General features: G+C 65.0%; 10 protein-coding genes. 5 read left to right on the top strand and 5 right to left on the bottom strand.

The window, feature by feature from the left end; all coding sequences use genetic code 11:
* Positions 1–612 precede the first annotated feature (612 nt).
* From QM624_RS02925 to QM624_RS02915, 3 genes are all read right to left on the bottom strand, one after another.
* Positions 613–1,014: a hypothetical protein gene (locus QM624_RS02925; protein WP_415088618.1), complete on the bottom strand. Its 402-nt coding sequence runs from the start codon at positions 1,012–1,014 to the stop codon at positions 613–615.
* 445 nt (positions 1,015–1,459) lie between these two features.
* Complete coding sequence (locus QM624_RS02920; RefSeq protein WP_415088617.1) at positions 1,460–7,813, bottom strand: RHS repeat-associated core domain-containing protein; 6,354 nt, start codon at positions 7,811–7,813, stop codon at positions 1,460–1,462.
* 11 nt (positions 7,814–7,824) lie between these two features.
* Positions 7,825–10,236, bottom strand: coding sequence for a hypothetical protein (locus QM624_RS02915; protein WP_415088616.1), 2,412 nt, complete (start codon positions 10,234–10,236; stop codon positions 7,825–7,827).
* A gap of 398 nt (positions 10,237–10,634) precedes the next feature.
* Between QM624_RS02915 and QM624_RS02910 the strand changes: the two genes are divergently transcribed.
* Positions 10,635–11,762, top strand: coding sequence for a sensor histidine kinase (locus tag QM624_RS02910; RefSeq protein ID WP_415088615.1), 1,128 nt, complete (start codon positions 10,635–10,637; stop codon positions 11,760–11,762).
* Positions 11,675–12,325 carry a response regulator transcription factor gene (locus QM624_RS02905; RefSeq protein ID WP_415088613.1) on the top strand — a complete coding sequence of 217 codons (651 nt, stop codon included), beginning with the start codon at positions 11,675–11,677 and terminating at the stop codon, positions 12,323–12,325. Before QM624_RS02910 ends, QM624_RS02905 begins: the two co-directional genes overlap by 88 nt.
* Before the next feature lie 203 nt (positions 12,326–12,528).
* Here QM624_RS02905 and QM624_RS02900 read toward each other — a convergent pair whose 3' ends face one another.
* On the bottom strand, positions 12,529–13,380 hold the full coding sequence (locus tag QM624_RS02900) for a PHP domain-containing protein (protein ID WP_415088612.1): 852 nt from the start codon (positions 13,378–13,380) through the stop codon (positions 12,529–12,531).
* A 46-nt stretch (positions 13,381–13,426) separates the two neighbouring features.
* Complete coding sequence (locus QM624_RS02895) at positions 13,427–18,184, bottom strand: NAD-glutamate dehydrogenase (protein ID WP_415088610.1); 4,758 nt, start codon at positions 18,182–18,184, stop codon at positions 13,427–13,429.
* Positions 18,185–18,306: 122 nt separating this feature from the next.
* Here QM624_RS02895 and QM624_RS02890 point away from each other — a divergent pair, with 122 nt between their 5' ends.
* Genes QM624_RS02890 through QM624_RS02880 form a run of 3 tightly spaced genes read left to right on the top strand, consistent with a single transcriptional unit; the run spans position 18,307 to position 20,756 of the window.
* A complete protein-coding gene (locus QM624_RS02890) occupies positions 18,307–18,783 on the top strand; it encodes a DUF2505 domain-containing protein (RefSeq protein ID WP_415088609.1) in 477 nt (158 codons plus the stop codon).
* 34 nt (positions 18,784–18,817) lie between these two features.
* Entirely contained in the window at positions 18,818–20,044 is a 1,227-nt protein-coding gene (locus QM624_RS02885; RefSeq protein ID WP_415088608.1) for an MFS transporter, read from the top strand.
* Positions 20,019–20,756: a MerR family transcriptional regulator gene (locus tag QM624_RS02880; RefSeq protein ID WP_415088607.1), complete on the top strand. Its 738-nt coding sequence runs from the start codon at positions 20,019–20,021 to the stop codon at positions 20,754–20,756. The genes QM624_RS02885 and QM624_RS02880 overlap by 26 nt, the downstream gene beginning before the upstream one ends.
* Positions 20,757–20,845 lie beyond the last annotated feature (89 nt).

The following is a 20,845-nucleotide window of genomic DNA, read 5'->3' as shown; positions in this document are numbered from 1 at the left end:
CCGCCCCTGAAGCAACTCGTCGATCGTCCCACCACCGATGACTCGATCGGCATAGGCAACAAAAAATACGATCCCGGCCGAACAATATCCTGCGCAACTGGCGACCAGAAACGCAGCACGATCGAACGGGCCACATCTCTGGGATTTAGCGACCTGGGCCGACATACCGTCCCACTGTCGCCGCTTCGAAACAAGAAGGACTCGCCCTGCATCGAGAGGCTGAATGAAGTCGCTTGACTCCAGGATCCCAGACAAGAAGGCGGCGTGCGCCGCCGCATTGGCCTCCCAGGACCTCCAGCTCACTGCGCTCGCGCTGACCCCGCAAGGGGGCTGCGTCGCCAGAGGTGCACCTCAACTTCCCTGCGGTCCAAAACCAATTTAGCTGCGGCGGGAGTTCGATCCCTGATCGCAGTTCGGGGGCCAGCGCAAGGACGGGGCCAGAATCCGAGGCTGTGAAGTGACATTAAACCTCCAACTGTTCGCACAGGAGAGCCTACATTTAGTGCACACGCATTAACACTGCGCCCTGCAGCGCTCCGACCTGATTTGATCATGAAATAACCAATGGACCAAGTGGGCCGAACGGCAAATCGAAATCGGGATGCATCGGAGTCACCCTTCCATAATTGCGGAGCGAATCAGATCAACTCGTATTTCCCTCCGGCGCGTGCGGTCGAACAATTCCGGGACGACTGCCAAGGAGCCAATCACTGGGAGTCCAAGTCCTAGGTCAGCCCAACTCCCCGAACCAGGAGCTTCATTCAGGATTTTGATCGTATAGTCGCGAGCGTATTCATCAGCTTCTTCATCAAAGGGAGCATCCAAGAGGTAGAGAGAGTTGTCAAACGCCACGACGAGAATCCGCGGGTAATCCGAGTAGTCCAGATACTCAAATGGTGCCCACTCTGCTGTCATCTGATTCTCTCTTTGGCTGGTATCGGATTCGCGATCAGGGGGCCGAACGGGTTCTTGAGCAAATCTGGCAAAGTGACGTCGACATGCCACGGATTCCATGTCCTAAGGCGAGTGCACTCAGGCCCGACCCCATTCGGGAACCATGCGGTTTCGAGCCCATCCGCGTTTTTTCGTGGCGAGCCCAAAGGTTATCTTCGTCGAGCGACGGCCGGACGCCCCTCAAGCAACTCATCGATCACGCCGCCACCGACTACTCGATCGCCATAGACAACAACAAAATACGATCCCGGACGAACAATATCCCGCGCAGCTGGCGACCAGAAACGCAGCACGACCGAACGCGCCACGTCTCCGGGGTCTAGCGGGTGCTCATCCTCCGTGTAGAGGTCGGCGCCAACCTGCGCAGAACCAAACAGATATAGGAATGACGGAGTCGGGACGTCCCATGTCCGCCGAAGACCACCGGTCTCCTTAGTTCGCAAGTCCATGGTTGCCGACACCCATGTCGAAATGAAATCGGCCATCAATCAATACGCCCTCACACTCATGGCATCACCAAGATACAGACAACATCGCATATCTTCGGCACGATTCCATCGCCTTCTCGAGTGACCCATCCTACACCTTCATCGACTGACTCATGCGCCAGAGCCCGCGCAATGACACTCTCACGAACAAGTCCTCGCGTGACCGTCTGCGGAACGTCAGTCGAGCCGTCGAAGAGTTTGTCTTTCGCCATCTTGACGGCATCCTCCATATCGCGGAAGAAGTACTTAACCTCAGTCGGCCCGTACTCATATCTTCCGGTCTTTCGGATTCTCTCGGCCTCCTGGAAGCCGACCGCGCGCCAGACCTCCACGAGATCATCCACCGCAGGCCTGCTTTCAGCGGCCGCCACACCAGCCTTGATAACCCTGCCACCGTGCTTGGTGGCGTACTTGGCCGCGATCGCTCCCATACCTAGGCCCGGCACCATGCCAGCGGCAGAGAAGGCTGCGTTCACCCAGTCACCTTCGGCTGCGTACCACAGTGCATTGATTCCGTCGGCTATTTCGCCAACTCCGGGTACAAGCCCTGCTAGGTCTAGTGCGACATGTCCGATCTCTTTCCAGTTGGCTCCTTCGAGCATCTTTGCTGGGTCGGGCCACTTAAATTCCGGCGCGGGTGGTGCGGGTGCCCGGTTCGCCGGGGGTGACCAGTCTTGCTGGCTGCTGCCGCTTGGGTTGGCGGCGTGTTTGTTGGGCCATTTCTTGGTGGTCCTCTTGGCCCGTTTGGCGTAACCCCCGCTAGAGGCCGGATAATCAAATCCTGGCGATGCCATCGGCGGTGGTTGGCGAGGTGGTGACCCTCCCCCACCTCCAGAGGACGTGCTTAGGCCGGTGGGGTCGCTGAAGGTGGTGGGGTTGTTCTCGCTGTAGGTGTATCCATTCCATTGCAGCGGATTGGTGAGCGCCAGAATGGGGTCGACTGTGGTGAAGCGTTGCAGTTGGGGGTCGTAGTCGCGGGCACCGATGTGAATCAGCCCGGTGGAATCCTTGCTACCGCCAACGAATGTTTGCTCGCCTGCCCAGCCGGTGGGTGGTGCGCCGCGGCTCGCGCCGAATGGGTTCTGCCAGCTGGTGGTGACTGTGCTGTTGTCGTTGCGGATTTGGTGGTGGGGTGTGCCTTGGTGGTCGGTGGCGACGCTGAGGAGCTTGTCGGCGGTGTTGCCGGTGCGAACGGCGATGGTCGCGCCTTGGAAGGCGTAGTACCGATTTGCGTCGGCGGTGCTGGTTGCGGCGTTGAACCTGAGTTCGGCGCCAGCCACTGTCAGGGTGGTGGTATCTCCTTCCTTCTTGAGGATCCGGTTTCCGGATGGGTCGTAGACCATCAGCGAGTTGATGGTGGTGCCTGTGGTGACTTTGGTGAGCTTGCCCTCGTCGTCGTAGGTGAGGGTTTGAGTTGCTCCGGTTGGGCCTGGCCTTGTGAGGGTGTTGCCGGCGGCGTCGTAGGTGTAGTTGCGGGTGGCTGCGCCGGTGCCGGTGGTGACGGTTTTGGTGACGCTGTGCGGTCGGACCGCAGTGGCGCTGTTGGCAGGGTGGGTGTAAGCGGTGGTGGCCGTGGTGGTCGCCGTTTTGTCGGTGCGGCTGCTGGTTTTGCCGATGGTGTCGGTGGCCCAGGTGGTCCAGTACGGTGACGGGCCCGAGCCGAGGGTGCTTTGGGTCGGCGTGGTAGCGCAGTTGGCGGTCGCGGCTGCTGTCCAGGCTGCTTTCAGTTGTTGTTGCGCGTCGTAGGTGAAGCACTGGTTGTCGACCGTGCCAGACAGCAGGGTGGCTTTGATGTTGGTGATGTTGCCGGCTGGGTCGTAGGCGTAGGCGGTGTTGTCGACCGTGCCTGCGGCGGTGATGGTGCGGGCGGTTGTGAGCCGTCCTGTTGCTTGATTGTGGTCGTAGGTGAGGAAGATCGAGTTGTCGGCGACCGAGCCCATGTTCACTGCAGCGATGTCGCCGTATTGGGTGTAGCTCGAGCTTTTGACGTAGCTGCTTGCACCGGTGAGCGAGTAGCCGGCGCCGCGGGTGTTGTATCCGTAGGTGAGTGTTTCGGCGGCTACGGGGCCTGTCGCGGGTAGCGCGGTGGTCGCTAGCTGGCCGGTGGGGTGGTAGGTGTCGTTGACGGTGTAGTCGCCGGCGAGGCCTGCGGGGACGAGCCCGTTGATCGTGGGTAGGTGCAGGGTAGTGGCGGTCGGCCTCCCTGCCGCGTCGTAGCTATCTACCGTCGTCCGGATGGCGATGGTGGCGGTTCCTGCGGGCTCTTTGACGTAGCGGGTACTGCTGATTGCGCGGCCGTTGGTCGGATTGAAGGCTGCGCTGGTGAGTTGCGTCGTGCCTGCAAGGTCGGTGGTGGAAGTCACTCTGCCGAGGGCGTCATAGGTGTAGGCGATTCCCTTGTTACGGGCGTCCTTGACTGTGGCGGCTATGTCGACCGCGTTGTAGGTGGTGGTTGTGGTGCCCTTGTCCGGGTCGGTCGCGGTCAGCTGGTTGCCCTGCACGTCATAGGTGTAGGACCACTTGTTGCCCTTGGGGTCGGTCATGGAGGCCAGCTGGCTGGCCGGGGTGTAGGTGTAGGTCGTAGTGGAGTCGGCCGCGAGGTGCTGGGTGAGCTTGGTGGTTCGGCCTTGAATGTCGGTTGTTGTGGTGGTGGCGGGGGCACCCGTTGGTGGCGTGATCTTGACCGTGTTGCCGCCATAGGCGGTGTTGGTCTGATACTGCAGCGTGTTGCCGGAGTAGGTGGCGTGGGTGAGGGTGCGTCCGGCGTAGTCGCGGGTGATACGAATATTGGGTTTGACGTCGCCCCAGGTGGATGCGGCGATCAGGCTGGTACTTGGCGCTGAGTTCGCGGTGTAGGTGCCGGTGAGCGCCACTAGACCGCGTGAATCGTGGAAGGTGTCTGTCACCACGATGCCGTTGCTGGGCGAGTGCGCTTGAGTCTGACGGGGCCTCAGCAGAGAGTCCAGCAGTTCGACACTTGTTACGTAGTTCAGCCCGGTGCTGGTTTGGGTGAGGGTGTTGGTGGTGACCGTGCTGACGCCGGTAGGGCTATTCACGGTGTAGCTATAGGTGACGGATGCCGAGTCGGCACGGGCTCGCCCCGGTTTCCAGACGGCGGTCACCCGGCCCATCGCGTCTCGTTCGGTTTCGGTGGTTTCTCCTGCCGGTGCGACGCTCTTGACTTCGACATTCCGGCGCGTGTCGGTGAACACGGTGCCGGTCAACCGCGTGGCCGGGCCGGCGCCGTCGGGGTCGGGCGAGGTGACTTCGGTCTTGGTCGCCGACTTGATTGCTGCAGGTGTGAAGGTGGTTGTGGTGGTGCGGCCGAGCGCGTCGGTGAGGCTGACGGGTCGGCCGTGTTGGTCGAAGGTTGTGGTGATGTTGGTTCGCCAGGTGCGGGTGGAGGATCCTGTTAGCTGTTGGGTGGCTGTGAGGAACCCGGGTCCGGTGACGGCGCCGGGGCTGCTCGCTCCGTCGTAGAGGTTTCTTATCCAGCTGATCACCGTCGCCTGGGCGACCGCGACTGAACACAGCTCGGGCATGACGGACTCGTCGGCTATGAGGTTGATCGCCAGCGCACTACCCGACGGTGTCGCGTAGCTGGTGCGAGTGCAGGTTTCGTCGCCGGTCACTGCCGTGTCCCCGGTGTCCTCTACCTGGGTGGGTTGGCCCCAACTGTCCCGCGCCTTCACCGTGATCGTGCGGCTACGAGACCCCGACGTCAGGAACTGAGTCGACCTGGTGGTCTTGATGTCTATCTGTGCTGCTTTGGTGAGACCGTCGTCAGCTCCGGTGACGTTGGTGATGCTGTGGTCGAAGATGCTGCGCGAATCTGGCGATCCGCCAACCGCCTTCAGCACACGAGTCTCTCGTACTTGGCCCGAGAGCTTCTTGTCGTCATTGACGGTCGTGCCCGCACTGTCGGTGATCGTGTCCGTCTTGGTAGCGGTTCCGGCGTCGTTGGCTCGATCCCCATACATGCCTCGGTAGTAGGTGCTCTCCGTGACTGATTGCTCAGCGCCGGACTTCCCAACCGCGGTGACGACCTTCTTGTATCCGCGCCAACTGTTCCAGGTAAGTCGTGCTCCGGGCTCCAGGATCGTGTCGTCAAAGTGCCATGCCGCGCCACCGCTGTAGGTGTATGTGGTTACTGTGCTGGTCGACAGGTCGAGTCCTGTGATGCCGGGCATTGCGGAGACTTCGGTGGAGGTGTCGAACTCCTCGACCTTGGCCACCACATACTTGCTGAACCAGTTCTGCTCCGGGGTATCACCAGGCACCGCTGCGTAGTAGTTAGGGAAGCAGCGTGTGGTGTTCGTGGCGGGGTTGGACGGCAACGTGGTGGGTGTGCAGCCTCCGTCGGAGTAGGTGACAGCGGTGACTCCGCCGCCTTCTCGGAAGATCCGCGCCAAACGGGGACGAAGCATCCCGTATGTGCCGCTCGGGCCATCGACGCGGTTGTGGGTGAAGACCGGCTCCAGCGTGACCGAAGGCATGGTGATTGTCGGTTGGCTGGCGGGGCCTGTGTGCCCGGTATGGGTGATCGAGTTCAACCACAGGGTGGCAGCGGAACCGGGATCGCCGGAGTCGGGGAACCCGGTATCGAAGGCCCAGCTGTCGACCGGGTCGTAAGTGGAGGAGTCAGTTCGTTGCACGAACGTGGCGACCTTGTTGAGCTTATGTCGGGTGAAGAAGGTTGGGCCGTCTTTGATCGACGGACAGAACGTGGCATCGCATACCGCGTCCATGGGAACGTCCGGCCACGCGGCCATCGTTGATGTGGTGGGTGTCGCAGTGGCGCAGGTGGCGCTTATGGTGGAGTCGCAGCGTTCGCTGGTCGTGAACTCGACCTTCGCTGCGGGGCTATTGCCTTCCGAGCCTTGGCGTTCGCCGTAGTGGATCTTGATCAGCGTCGATGACCGGTCATAGGTAGTCGGGGTCGAGCCGGCCTTGTTGTACTTGTTGGTCGCTTTGGCGTAGTAGAACGTCATCGTGTCGCCGGTTGGGTCGACGACGTAATCCAAGTTCCACCGGTACGGCTGCTCGGTGAACGACGAGGAGAATGATGAGGCATGCCCTGGCTCGCCGCTGTGGTTGCCCGCTACCGGCACCTTCAGCACCGAATGAGTTGCGGCGGCCGAAGCTCCATCAGCTTTGCCCTTGCCGAAGAAATACTGGGTGCCGTCGGGTGTGATGACCTTCCACGATTCGTTGCCGGCCGCGATGGTGCCGATCTTCTCCACCCGGGTACCGTCATCGTTCTCCAGGCGCCAACTAGCGGTGTTGTTGATCCGCACGAGAGTGCCGCTGTGCCCCTGCAACGCCAACACCGCATTGTCGAATCTCGCGTTGTTCGTGCGAGCTGACTCGGTCGCCCAGCACAGGTCCTCGCTCCCAGAGGGTTCGTTCCCGCCTGGCCTGGGGCCCTTCTCCATCCCGCACGGCACGTACTTGCGCTCGATGAAGCCAATCGGCAGGTCAAATCCTTCACCGAGCCACGAAGCTTGGTTGTTGGTTGTCGACACTGCACCGTCGGTGACGCCTGAGTTGTAGCCGATTGCCAGTGCAGGGGCGACCGGCCCGGCCAGATTCGGGGCGGTCAACGGGTAGCTCCATCCGAACGACCCCGACGACCCGCCAACCTCCCATGAGGTGGCGGGACTGAGGCTGGTCGCCCCGTAGCTACCCTGATCGCTGCTCGAGGCTGTCATCAATGCCAGCACAGCAACGCCGGCGTCGTCGGTGGTGACTTCGCCCGAGACCGACTTAGCGGCGACAGACAGCCCGTCAACGGGCTCAGTGGTCCGACACGCCGCTTTGGATGAGTCCGTGGCAGCGCAGGCCGGCAAGGCGACTAGGCGCGCACGACCACCGAAGTCTCCGCCTGCTGCTCCGCGAATCTGGGCTGTGTCGATGGCGACGCCAACCGTGGTGGACGGTTTGGTCTTGACCTCCACCACGACACCAAGACCGATCAACCGCTCCGATTTCTCGCGCGATAGCACCGACACCGATACTGGGCCGGGGTCTGCCTTTAGCCGCCGCACTGCGACCGGGGTGTCCTCTGCCTTGGTCAACTGTCCCGCCTTTGATGGCGTGACCTTCACATCCTCCGTGGCCTGCGGCCAGGAGACTTTCGGCGGTTCGGCAGCCTTCACCTTGGCAGGAGTCAACTTCCTCGGGCTGACTCGTGTCGTCTCGGCGAAGTCATACTGCTGCGGGGTGGGCGGCTTCTGCTCTTCCGCGACCGCTCTAGGGGTAGAAGACACCTGGAGTCCCGCGCAGACTACCGCCAACGCGACAACGGCGGCCACGGAACGCCTCAGTCCAACAGCCAATGCGGAGCGTCGACGATATTTGGCGTGCGGCATGCTGATCTCCCTCAGTCACCAATGGCGATCGTCGACTGGGGCGACCAGGGCCCCACCAAGCCGAACGCTGAAACCCCTCGCGCGCGGATGAGTAGCGATCCCGCACATCCGGCCACCGTGATATTGGCGGTGGATGTCGTAACCTCACCGCTGGAGGATGCCGCGTTGGAGCACACCGCTTCCCACTCGAACTTCGCCACCGGGTTCGCGTTGGTGAAGGTCACGGACACCGGCAACCCCTCCGTGGCAGGGGGCGCAATGACGACCGTTTCCTCGGGTCGCAGGCCGGCTGTGAATGTGATGGCTGTGCCAGGCGACGTCAACAGGTTGGTGGTCTTCGTCGACGCGACTTCGACTCGATAACTCCGACCTTCGACCAGCGCGGCCGAGGTCGGAACCTGCACTTGGGCGGTGGTGCCCGCGGCGACCGCCGGGGCGGTGCCCTGCCACACCACATCGTTCGTTCCCTGATCGAAAACCGTGAATGTGGCGGCCAAACAGGCAGTCAACTCCAGGCAGGTGGCTCCCGTCGGCAGTCCCACCCTGGCCCGCAAGAGGGGCGTCAAGGTGTCCGAGGTGCCGGAGTTCTGCCACCCACCTCCCGCATACGGTGCGAATGCCACCTCACTGGGCGTGGTTCCGGGGTTCTGATCCGACCAGAACGAGAAAGTCTTGCTCACAGTGCGACCCGAGCGCGTCTCCTCACCCTCAATCTTCACCGTGTAGGACTTGCCATCCTGCAGGCCCGATACCGTGATCGGTACCGTTACTGATGACGCCGAGGTCGAGACCCACGAACCTGCGGTGCCCGATTGACCAGGCCCGGTTATCGTGGCCCGACCCTTCAAGCAGGTGGAGCCATCACAGGTCAGCCCGGAGGTCGCAAGCTTCACCTTCGGCGTCAGAGTGGGTGCCGCCGAGGTCGTCACCCAGGGCGGGCCCGCGACGGAGCCGGCAATGGCGAGTTCAGTGCCGAGCGCCACCGGATTGTATGCGATCAGCAACTTCGGGCCAGGGTTGTTGTCGTAGTGACGCCAGCCCTCCTTCTTCGACTCGTCAGCCGAATAGATCCCGACCGTCACCGTGGTGCGTGACTTGTAAGAGGAGTGGCTCCGCTCAGACTTCAGCATCGACGCAATCGACCATGTCTGCCATTTGGCTGCACATCCATGAGACTCGCTTCCCACCGCCAACGAGGTCGTCTTCGGGTCCCACGAGTGCGCGCTGGGCCCCGGCCATGTGGTGTCTGAGCCAATCGAGTTATAAAGTCGAACACGCACACCCGGCCCATAGGAGGCGCCGCAATCATACTGCGGTGAATGCCTCTGCAAATACTGGAACTCAGCATCAATGATCTGGCTTCCCGTCAGAATCTGCTGATCACCCGAAGATGTCGGCCACTTGAATTGATAGAACATGCGAGACTTGTAATAGGGAGAATTCCAGCCGTTGTAGCCAACCTTCCCGTCCACGCTCATGTTATTGATCTGATCGAAATCCTCGGTGACTCGAACCACGTAGGACTGCGCCAGCGATACCTCGGGATCAATGATCACGGGGAACACGGCGTCAGGATCATCCAGCAGCGACCCGTCAGCGACAGCTGTCAGTCGACCAGGCTCCACCTTGACATCCACCGGTGCCGTTCGCGCCTCGGCGGCCTCCGCGACGACATCGCTGGGTCGCGTCACCCCCCGCTCCTTACCCGAGGAGTCCCACATTCGAGCAGGTGGGATCACTAGTCGCTCCACTCCCTGACCGTCCACGAGTGACCGCGCCCCATTGCCCAGCGGGCGGATGGTCAAGCCTGAAGAAGCAAAGGTGAACGCCGCCGTCCGAACAGACGGGTTGGCTGCTGCCGCCGGCGTCTTCACAACCAGAAATGTCTCCGCCGATGTCACCGTCGCACGCACCACGAGATCCACGCCCTGATACACCTCGGGATACGTTGCCGTTGCGCCATCCACAACCGCTTCCGGCAGGGCGCTCGGCCATCCCAATGACACGCTGCTGCCCCCATCGGCCACCACGACCAGGTCGGTCGAACCGCCGGCGGAAACGGTTACTTCGGCAAGTGCCGCCTCCGTCCGCCAGACATCGCCAGCCCGCACAAGCTTCGCCGAAGGGTCCCTCCATCCCCCGCGCCCGTCACGCACCCGCGCGACCCCCGCAGAGAGAACAGCCTCAAAGTGCCCCTCTGGCTGAGCTGTGACGAGCGTCCGCTCATCAGTCAACGCTGACGCGACCACGGGTAGATCGGTGGCCTGGGCCCTTCTCATGGCTTCCGCCTCGCTCACCAGCGGACTACCTACCTCCGGTGTGGGCGTTGGATCCGCCTTCGCCACCAGAACCTGCCCGCTGCCAGACATGAAGGTCAAGGCAACAATTGCACTGACCAGGCGAATTCGAGCGCTCTTGGACATCACTGGATCCCCCGCACCTGTAAGACGCTGTGGCACTGCTCGGCCGACCTAGAGGCAACCAGGAAAATATGGAAACAGATCACAGAAGCCCGCATTGGTGACCTGACTCGCCGCGTGGGTGGTCGGAGCGGGCGCCAGCGGCAGAACGCTTGCGATTCCCAATGCGGCCACGGCCAATACGTATCGCGTCCCCCGCTGGCCACGACGCCCCTTTTTCCCAAGACCATGCATGACGCAATGCTGTGGCCATGCCCACTCGGAGTGGAACCAGATCAGGAGAAGACCGACCACTCGGGCAGTCACCTCGTCCCCCCATGCTGTCCAGCTGGACAGGCGGCGTACCGCACGGCTCGCCAACCGGCTAGCGTGCCTGTCACCTGCTCAAGAAGGGTTGAACAGTGCGGCTCCTGAACAGCGGTTGGTTCGAGGTTGCTCTATCCGTACTGCTCGCCACCCTCGCCGTCATCCTCGACCTCAGCAGCGGCCATACTGCCACCGCGACCCTTGACGTCACAGCATGCGTGGTGGCCGCATCCACGGCCCGATGGCCCAGGGCGGGGGCAGCAACCCTGGGAGCCGTACTTGCTGCCTACCTGCTGGTACCTCGCGAGTGGGTCACCATCGGCGAGTACGCCGCCCTGATCCCTATCCTCAGCACGGGCATGCGCGACGCCACGCGCCTGCGAGCCCTCATCAGTGTTGCCTACCTAATCATCCTTACTCTCATCCAACATCACGACTACCCAGAAAGGGGTGCGCTGTTCCTGCTCGCAGGCCTCGCCTGGGCCGTCCTCATCGCTGTCTGCTGGATCCTCGGCACCATGTTCAGCACCCTCACCCGCACTCAGGCAGCCGCACAACGCGAGGCGCTCACTCGGCAACGCCTCACCGTGGCGCGTGACCTACACGACACGGTCGCACGCACCCTCACCCATCTGTCTCTCACTGCGAAGACAGCGCGCGAAACTGGCGATCCAGCCGACCTAGAGGCCGTCATCGACGGCGTGCACCACGTAGCCAATGAGCTGCGATGGGTGATGAGCGTGCTGAGCGATCCCAGCCAGCCGTCCACCGCCACCGGGCCAGCTACCGCCCAGCTCCAGGCAACCGTCGATGCCTTGCAGACGACCTTGACAAAGCATGGGTTCCCGACCACCGTCACCCTTGAGGGCAATGGCCTTGACAACATCCCTCAACCGATCCAGCAAGCACTCAATAGCGTCCTTGCAGAGGCAGCTGCCAACATCGAACGCCACGCTACGCGACACCGCCCATGCGCAATCTTGGGCGTCATCGACCCAGCTGAGGTCCAGTTCCTGGTAATCAATGAACGCGACCCGTCCCAAACCACGGCCGGAACACGAATGGGCCTTGCTGGAATGCGCGAAATACTCGCTCCGCACTCTGGAAAAATCGAAACTCGACAGGAAGACACACGATGGACCCTGCACGTGATAGTGCCGCTAATTCGGGAAAGACCCGGGTCATCGTCGTCGACGACGACCTATACGTCCGAACCAGCCTGAGCACGATCCTCAACAAGTCAGCTCACGTCAACTGCGTCGCAACCCACGCCAGCGGCGAACGAGCCGTCGCCGCCCTCGCCGGCGACCGCCCACATGTCGCACTGGTCGACATCAACATGCCCGACATGGATGGACCCAGCACTGTCCGCGCCATACACAACGCAGCCCCCCGCGTGCAGATCCTCGCACTCACCTCACTCACCGACGAGCAAGCCGCAGCTGCCATGATCGATGCCGGCGCCAACGGATTCCTCGCCAAGGACCTCCCTACACCTGCCATGATCAACGCCATCTGCGCCGCAGCCACCGGCCTACAGGTTCTCTCCGGACCCGCCACCCGACTCGTAGCAACCGACCCCTACCGCGACCGCCCCCATCTCGAAACCCCTGAAAGGCGCCTACTCGGACTCGTCATGGACGGCCGCAGCAACAGCGAAATAGCAAAGGCTGTCCACCTTTCCGAGTCCACCGTCAAATACCACCTCAACGCGCTCATGGCAAAATTCCAAGTATCCAACCGCGTCACGCTCGCCGTACGCGCCGCGCAACTTGGCTATCGCTAGGTGGGCCCGCACTAGCCACAACGAAACGCCCAACCTCTTGGGGGTATTCCTATCGACGTAACTCCAAATTGAGTAGCATCTATTTGGGCCACCAGGCGGACCGCTGAATAAGTTAGTCACGCCCGGGGTCTCGAGCGCACGATGACCAAAGATCAGTGGCTCCTTCCAGGGCCCCGACAAGCTCCGGACGGTGACATCTGTGGTTACAGCTGCCCGCCGCGGGCACGGATCCGGCGGACGAGTTCGTTGTACACATCCGGGTCGGTGGTCTCGCAGGCCAACGGGTTGTTCACCTTGCCGAGGCCGTGATGGTCGGACGAGCCCAGCGTCAGCAGCCCGAGCCGGGAGGCGAGGTCACGCAACCGCGTCCGGGTGTCGGCGTCGTGATCGGGATGATCGACCTCGATGCCCTCGAGCCGGTTCTCCATGGTCAGCTCGGACAGCACCGCCGGAGTGAGTTCCTTGTAGCGGCCGCGTCCCCACGGGTGAGCGATCACCGGCACGCCTCCGGCGCGGCGGATCAGTTCGATCCCCCGGCGCAGCGGGCACGAGTAGCGGTTGGCGTAGGCCGGTCCGCCGTCGTGCAGGAAGCGGTCGAACGCCTCCTGCCGGTCCCGGACGTAGCCCTTCGCCACCATCGCGTCGGCCACATGAGGGCGTCCCAGCGACGGGCTGGAGCCGACCTGTTCGGCGATCTCAGTCTCGGTCAGCGGCATGCCGAGTTCGGCGAGCTTGGTGAGCATCTCGGGAAGCCGTCCGGTCCGCCCCACCCGGACGCGCGCCAACTCGTCCAGCAACTCCTCGAAATGCGGGTCGCACCCGTAGCCGAGCAGATGGACGCTGGCACCCTCGAGTTGGCAGGACATCTCGATGCCCGGCAGCACCACGATGCCGGCCGACGCTGCGGCGAGCTTCGCTTCCCGCAGGCCGTCGAAGGTGTCGTGGTCGGTCAGGCCGAGCACGTCAACACCCTCCGCGGCGGCCTTCCGGACAAGCTGGGTGGGCGTGTCGGTGCCGTCGGAGACGCTGGAGTGGGTGTGCAGATCGATCCGCATGGGCGTAATCCTGCCCTACCGAGCACCGCGCCCCGTGACGCGACCCTCAGGCGGGCAGCAGCGAACGCACCAATCGGACGCCGACACTGACCCTGGCGACGTCCGGCTCCTCGCACACCAGCCCGAGCGTGGCGACCTTGTCCTCCACCCCGGGGGTCTGGGCGAGCCAGGCGTCCACCTGTTCCGCCGCCGGCTTGGACGGGTCGGCCAGCACCGCCGATGTCAGCTCGCCGTGCGCCTTGAGCAGCTCGTCACGCAGCGCGGCACGCGCCATCGTCTCCCACCGATCATGCTGCGGCAGCGCGACGACCGTGTCGTGCAGCTGATCCAGCCCCAGCCGGTCGGCGAGCAGGAAGGCGATCTCGGCGACCGTCCGGACGGGCGCCTGCCGGGCCTGGGCGATCTCGACGATGGTCAGCGCGAAGTGCGAGTAGGCGTCCTGGGCGACCTCTTCGGCCAATGACCGCGGGACGCCCTGGGCGATCATCCGCTCGGCATGCCGACTGGCGTTCGAGGCCTGCCGGGGTGTCAGCAGCGAGCCGAGTCCGGCCCGCACCTCACGGACGCCGTCGGTGAACTGCGCGGTCGTCGCCACGATGTCGAGCGGTGCCCGGCGGCTGGCCAGCAGCCAGCGGGTGGCCCGTTCGACCATTCGTCGCAACGCGACCCGGAGTTCGGTGACCACCTGGGCTCTCAGATCACCGGCGTTGCGCAGGTCGACCTCGGACTTGCCGACCTGGTAGATCGACCGGGCCGCCAACTGGGCACGAATCACTTCGGTGACGGCCGCATTCGTCTCGTTGTGCAGCCGGTAGTAGGCGGTGATGCCCTGCGAGTCGACGAAGCGGTTCACCGCGACCGAAGTGATGATCTCTCGGGCCAGCCGATGCCGCGGCATCTCGGCGGCATAGCGCTGCTGCAGTTCGCTCGGGAAGTACTGGATCAGCCGATCCGCCAGGTAAGGGTCGTCGGGCAGGTTGGAGGCCAGCACCTGGTCGGTGAGATAGATCTTGGTCCAGGCCAGCAGGGTCGCCAGCTCGGGCCGGGTCAAGCCGTGGCCGCCCTCCCGGCGAGCGTCGAGTTGCTTCGCGGTGGGCAGGAACTCGAGCCCCCGGTCGAGGTAGCCGGCCGCTTCGAGGGCCTGCATCCATCCCTCGTAGGCGCCGGTCAGCTCGGCGGCGCGGAACATCGAGTTCGACAACGCCAGGTTCTGGTCCAGGTTGTGGCTGAGTACCAGCGCGGCCACCTCGTCGGTCATCGAGGCCAGCAGTTCGTTGCGCTGCTCGATCGCCAACTCGCCGGCGGCCATCTGCCCGGCGAGCAGGATCTTGATGTTCACCTCATGGTCAGAGGTGTCCACACCGGCGGAATTGTCGATGGCGTCGGTGTTAATCCGGCCGCCACCCAACGCGTACTCGATGCGGCCCAGCTGCGTCCAGCCCAGGTTGCCGCCCTCGCCGACGCACAAGGCTCGGACGTCGGCACCGTTGACCCGGACGGCGTCGTTGGCCTTGTCACCCACCTCGGCATTGGTCTCGGTGGTCGCCTTGATGTAGGTGCCGATGCCGCCGTTCCAGAGCAGATCGACCGGCGCTTTCAGGATGGCGTTGATCAGATCCGCCGGAGTCAGCGCCACCACGCCGCTGCCGAGACCGAGCGCGGTCCGCACCTCCGGGGTGATCGGGATCGACTTCAGCGTGCGGGCGTAGACCCCGCCACCGGCCGAGATCAGCGAACGGTCGTAGTCCGCCCACGACGATCGCGGCAGCCTGGACAGTCGCTCGCGCTCGACGAAGCTGCTCTCGGCGTCCGGGCTGGGATCGAGGAAGATGTGCAGGTGGTTGAAGGCGGCCACGAGTCGGGTGTGCCGGCTGCGCAGCATGCCGTTGCCGAACACGTCGCCGGCCATGTCGCCGATGCCGACGCAGGTGAAGTCCTCGCTCTGGCAGTCCCGGCCCAGCTCGATGAAGTGCCGCTTGACCGACTCCCAGGCGCCGCGGGCGGTGATACCCATCGCCTTGTGGTCGTAGCCGGCCGAGCCGCCCGAGGCGAACGCGTCGCCCAGCCAGAAGCCCCGCTCCAGCGAGAGCCGGTTCGCGTTGTCCGAGAAGGTCGCGGTGCCCTTGTCGGCGGCGACCACCAGATACGGGTCGTCACCGTCCCAGCGCACCACCGCGTCGGGCGGCACCACGTCGCCGGCCACGATGTTGTCGGTCAGCGTCAGCAGCGACGCGATGAAGATCTCGTAGCAGGCCACGCCTTCGGCCAGCCAGCCGGCCCGATCAACACTCGGGTCGGGCAGCGACTGTGGCACGAAGCCGCCCTTGGCGCCGGACGGCACGATCACGCTGTTCTTCACCATCTGCGCCTTGACCAGACCCAGCACCTCGGTGCGGAAGTCCTCGCGGCGATCCGACCAGCGCAAGCCGCCCCGGGCGACGCTGCCGAACCGCAGGTGCACGCCCTGCACCCGCGGCGAGTAGACGAAGATCTCGAACATCGGCCGCGGTTCCGGCAACAGCGCCAACTCGCGGGGGTGCACCTTGAAGGCGTGCGCCGGCGCACCGGGCTGGAACGCGTTGGTGCGGATCATCGCCCGCAGCACGGCCAGGAACATCCGCAGAATGCGGTCGGCGTCCAGGCTGGCCACCTCGGCCAATTGCTTCTCGATCGCGGTGCACGCCTCGTCGACGGCCGCGGCACGGGCGTCCAGGTCGGCGAAGTCGGCGTCCGGATCGAATTTGGTCCGGAAGGCGCGGACCAGCGCGGCCGCGATCACCGGATTGTCGTTGAGGGTGGCCGCCACGTACGGCTGGCTGTACGGGATGCCGGCCTGCACCAGGTAGCGCGACATCGCCCGTAGCCAGGCGATCTCCTGCCAGGTGAGCCCGCCGGTCATCACCAGCCGGTTGAACTTGCCCGACTCGGCGCGGCCCCGGTAGGTGGCGTCGAAGGTGTCGATGAACCGGGCCTGCAGTTCCGGCGTCCATTCCGGACGGCGGTCGGCGGCACCGGACAGCTTCAGCCCGAAGTCGTACAGGTAGACGTCGCGACCGCGCAGCTTGAACTCGAAGGGTCGCTCGTCGAGCACCTCCACCCCGAGCACCGACAGGTGCGGCATCGCGTCGGCCAGCGACATCTGCCGGTAGGCGAACACCTTGAACCGGACGTCGGCGGAGTCGTTGGGCCACAGCGGCCGGTAGACGTCGTAGGTCAGGTCGTCGTCGCCGGTCAGCTGGTTGGCCAGCTGCAGGTCGACCACACCGACCGCGGCCGGGTACTCCTCCTTGTAGGCCTCGCTGAACTCGACCCCGCGGGACTCGCTCGGCAGGTCGCGGGCGGCGTTCTCGAAGTCGTCGTCCCAGCTGCGGACGGCGGTCTCGATCCGGGATTCCAGTGCCGCCTCGTCCAGGTCGCCGAGCAGCGGGTCGTCGTCCGGCCGTTTGACCACGAAGAAGAGCCTGGCCAGCACCGATTCGGTGACCCGGGCCTGATGCTCGACCGATTCGCCGCCCATCTCGTCGATCAGGATCCGCTGGATCGCCTCGCGGACGTCGGTGGTGTAGCGGTCCCGGGGCAGGAACACCAGCGCCGAGATGAACCGGCCGTAGCAGCCTCGCCGGATGAACACCCGAACCACCCGACGGTCCTTGAATTGGGCCTCCTGGGTGATCACCGGGAGCAGTTCGGCGGTGGTGGCCTGGAACAGTTCGTCGCGCGGGTAGCTGTCGATCACCTGCCGGATCGCCGAGGCGCCGTGGCTGTGCGGATCGAAGCCGGACGCGTCCAGCAGCCGCTGCGCCTTGCGCGCCAGTAGCGGGATGTCCCACACGCTCTCGCTGTACGCCGATGCCGCGAACAGGCCCAGGAAGCGGCGTTCCCCGGCCAGCCGTCCGGTCGCGTCATAGACCCGGACGCCGATGTAGTCGAGGTAGGCGGGCCGGTGCACCGGCGAACGCCGGGAGTCCTTGGTGAGCACGATCAGCGCCCGGTCACCGTTGATCGGGACGGCCTGGAACTCCTCGGCGCTGGACTCCTCACGCAGAATGCCCAGGCCGGTTCTCGGCACCGGCTGATAGCCGTCGCCGTCATGCCGCGCCTCCCGGTAGCCGAGCAGCACGAAGTTCCCGGCGCCCAGCCACTGCAGCAGTTCGGTGACCTCGCGGACGTCGTGCGGGCTGACCGGCTGCGGATTGTCGTTGATCAGCTCGATGGTCTCGGCGAGCCGCCGCTGCATCGGCTGCCAGTCGTCCACGGCTGCCCGGACGGCAGCCAGCCCGCCGCTGATCGCCGCCTGCAACGCCTCAGCGAGCTGGTCGGCCGCCTGACCCAGCGGAGGGAAGACCTCGACGCAGATCCAGGATTCGGCGGTCGCGCCCGGCCCGGTTCCGCCCAGCCCGGTCAGGGTGCCGTCGCCGTCCCGGTGGACCTCGTACTGGGGGTGGAACAGCGACCGGATGTTCCAGCCCCCGCGGGTGATGTCCATGCTGACCGTGTCGACCAGGAACGGACGGTCGTCGGCGACGATCAGCATCACGGTGGAGGCGCCGGGCTGCTCGGGCAGCAGTACCCGGACCTGGGATTCGCCCGCCGACCGGCGCTGGCCCAGCCGCAGATGCTCCACGATGAGATCCGCCACCCGACCCGGCTCGAGGTCGCTCAGCTCAGTGTCCGGCAGGTGCCGGACATAGTGTTCGGCGAAGCCGTCGGGCAGGATCAGCTCCGGAAGATTCTTCAGCCTGATCGACAGTTCGCCAAGCAATTCATGGATCCAGTCCGGACGGGACGGATTTATTGCGGACACTTCGCCTCCTTGCGAGCCCACCATGTGCAAGCCACTCACTGTAGTGCGCCGTTGTCGCGCTGTCTCGGTGGCGACCGCGTCGGCAGACAAACTCGGCGGTTTCCTACGGCAGAATGGCCCGCATGCAGATTCAGGCCCGCAACGACTTCGCCGCGGACGCTCTCACCACCCACGCGATGCTCACCGATCCCGCCTTCCTGGCTCAGGTGTGCGAGGCGTCCGGAGACCTCGACTATCGGGTGGACGGCGTGCCCGAACACACTGCCGTCCAGCGGACGCTGGAGGCACCCTCGGCGGTCCGCAGCCTGCTCGGCGACCGGCTCACCCTGCTGCAGGAGATCCGCTGGAACGCCGCGGACGCGACCGGTGCCCGGACCGGTGACCTGGAGCTGACCGTGCAGGGCATGCCGGCCCGGGCCCAGCTCACCATCGACCTGCGGGCCGGCGGACGCGGCACCGTGGTCGACTTCGTCGGCGAGTTCACCATCAAGGTGCCCCTGGTCGGCCGGTCCCTGGAGGGCAAGGCTGCGCCGGCGCTGACCGCCGGGTTCGACGTCCAGCAGCAGGTCGGCGACAACTGGCTCGCCGAGCGCAGTTGACCTTGACGTAACGTCAACCCTCACACTCGATGGTGTGACGACGACCAAGACCACGCTGCCGCTGTATCTGACCGCGACCGCCACCTCGCTGTTCGGCAACTCGGCCATCGCCATCGTGCTGCCCTGGCTGGTGCTGGAGCGCACCGGGGATCCGGCGATGGCCGGCCTGGTGGCGGCGGTCAGTGCTGTCCCTGGCGCCATCGCGGCGTTCGTCGGCGGACACCTGATCGACAAGATCGGCCGTCGCCGCATGTCGGTGCTGTCCGACATCGGCTCGGCGGTCGCGGTCGCCGCGCTGGCCATCGTCGATGCGGCGGTCGGTCTCAACGTCGCTTGGTTCATCGCTCTCGGGGTGCTGGGCGCACTGTTCGACGTCCCGGGGATGACCGCGCGGGAGACGTTGCTGGCGAACGTCTCCGAAACCTCCGGTGTCGGGCTCGACAAGATCGCCGCCTGGCGCGGCATGCTGTTCGGCCTGTCGTTCTTGGCCGGTCCCGCGGTGGCCGGCTGGCTGCTGGCGGTGCTGCCGTCCATTCAGGTGGTCTGGATCACCGCCGCCTGTTCCGCGGTCGCCGCCCTGGCCATCGGGGTGATGCCGCTGCGCGCCAGCGCGGTCGCAGCTGCCGAGGACAACTCGCCGCTGGCCGGGTTCACTCACATCTGGCGGAGCCGGCCACTGCTGATCCTGCTGGTGGTCAGCCTGGGTTCCATGGTGCTGGTCGCACCGCTGCTCAGCGTGGTGCTGCCCGCGCACTTCGTGGCGCTCGCGGCACCCGGCCTGCTGGGCCTGAGTCTCTCCGCCTACGCGGTCGGCACGATGGCCGGCTCCGGGGTCTACGGCTGGCTCTTCGACGGACGGCGCTGGGCGGCCTGGGTGGTGGCCAACCTGCTCTACGTCGCGTCCGCCGTCCTGATCGCACCGTTGCAGGGGTTCTGGCTGGTCGCGGCCGGCATGGTGGCCGCCGGCCTTGGCTCCGGTTTGCTGCAACCGATCAGCACCGTGGTGCTCACCGAGCATGTGCCGGACGCCCTGCGCGGCCGCGTCTTCGGCGCCTACTCCGCCCTCGCCATGGTCGCCAGCCCGCTCGGACTAGGGCTGATGGCGGTCGTGCTGGCCGGCGCCGATCTGCGGTTCGGGGCCTGGGTGCTGGCCGCCGGCTGGGCCGTGGTGGGGGCGTACGCCCTGGTCGCACCCGGATTGAGGAACTACATTCAGCCGCGACGAGAGGACGCCGATGCTGACCATCGGCCAGTTGGCTGAGTACACCGGAGTCACCCGGCGGGCGATTCGGCACTATCACGCGCTCGGGCTGTTGTCCGAGCCGGAACGCAACTCGGCCGGCTACCGCAGCTACGACGCCCAGGCCGTGGTGGACCTGCACCGGATCAAGGTGCTCGCCGATGCCGGCGTCCCGCTGTCCCGGGTGCGTGAGCTGGTCGACGCCGAACCGGACGCCTTCCGCGACGCCGCCGCCCAGATCGACGCCGAGTTGCAGGCCCGGATCGCCGAACTGGAGTCGACCCGGCAGTCCCTCGATCGGCTCGCCGCCCAGGGTGAGCCGTTCCTTCCGCCGCGGGTGACCCGGATGCACGACGAGATGCGTGCCCTCGGTGTCTCGGAGCGCACCCTGCAGATGGAGCGGGACGCCTGGCTGCTCATCCAGGTGCTGTATCCCGACCTGGTCGCCACCTGGATCGACACCCAGCAGGCGATGCTCAACGACCCGGACTACCGCGACCTCTATCTACGCACCGACCAGGCTTTCGACTACCCGGCGGACGATCCGCGGATCGAGGAGATCGCCCGGGCCACCGTCGAGTGGATGATGACCCACCGTCCGCCTCCCGAGGAGGCGGAGTGGTCCGACGACTCGGTCGCCCAGCAATTGGTGGTCAGCTACCGCCGCGACTACTCCCCCGGCTGGCGGCGCCTGATGGAACGGATGGGCGAGCTGGTCCAGGACTGCACCTGAGTGACCAAGGGAACCGTCCCCGGTGACCAAGGGAACCGTCCCCGGTGACCAAGGGAACCGTCCCCGGTGACCAAAGGAACCGTCCCCGG

Source organism: Micropruina sp., from assembly GCF_047606365.1.
In the GTDB taxonomy this organism is placed as follows: Bacteria; Actinomycetota; Actinomycetes; order Propionibacteriales; family Propionibacteriaceae; genus Micropruina.
This window is presented reverse-complemented; position numbering and strand designations above follow the sequence as displayed.

Bases quoted from the DNA above. Each gene is read 5' to 3' on its own strand.
- QM624_RS02920 (WP_415088617.1), bottom strand. From the start codon at position 7,813: ATGCCGCACGCCAAATATCGTCGACGCTCCGCATTGGCTGTTGGACTG.
- QM624_RS02880 (WP_415088607.1), top strand. From the start codon at position 20,019: ATGCTGACCATCGGCCAGTTGGCTGAGTACACCGGAGTCACCCGGCGG.
- QM624_RS02900 (WP_415088612.1), bottom strand. From the start codon at position 13,380: ATGCGGATCGATCTGCACACCCACTCCAGCGTCTCCGACGGCACCGAC.
- QM624_RS02890 (WP_415088609.1), top strand. From the start codon at position 18,307: ATGCAGATTCAGGCCCGCAACGACTTCGCCGCGGACGCTCTCACCACC.
- QM624_RS02905 (WP_415088613.1), top strand. From the start codon at position 11,675: ATGGACCCTGCACGTGATAGTGCCGCTAATTCGGGAAAGACCCGGGTC.
- QM624_RS02925 (WP_415088618.1), bottom strand. From the start codon at position 1,014: ATGGAATCCGTGGCATGTCGACGTCACTTTGCCAGATTTGCTCAAGAA.
- QM624_RS02915 (WP_415088616.1), bottom strand. From the start codon at position 10,236: ATGTCCAAGAGCGCTCGAATTCGCCTGGTCAGTGCAATTGTTGCCTTG.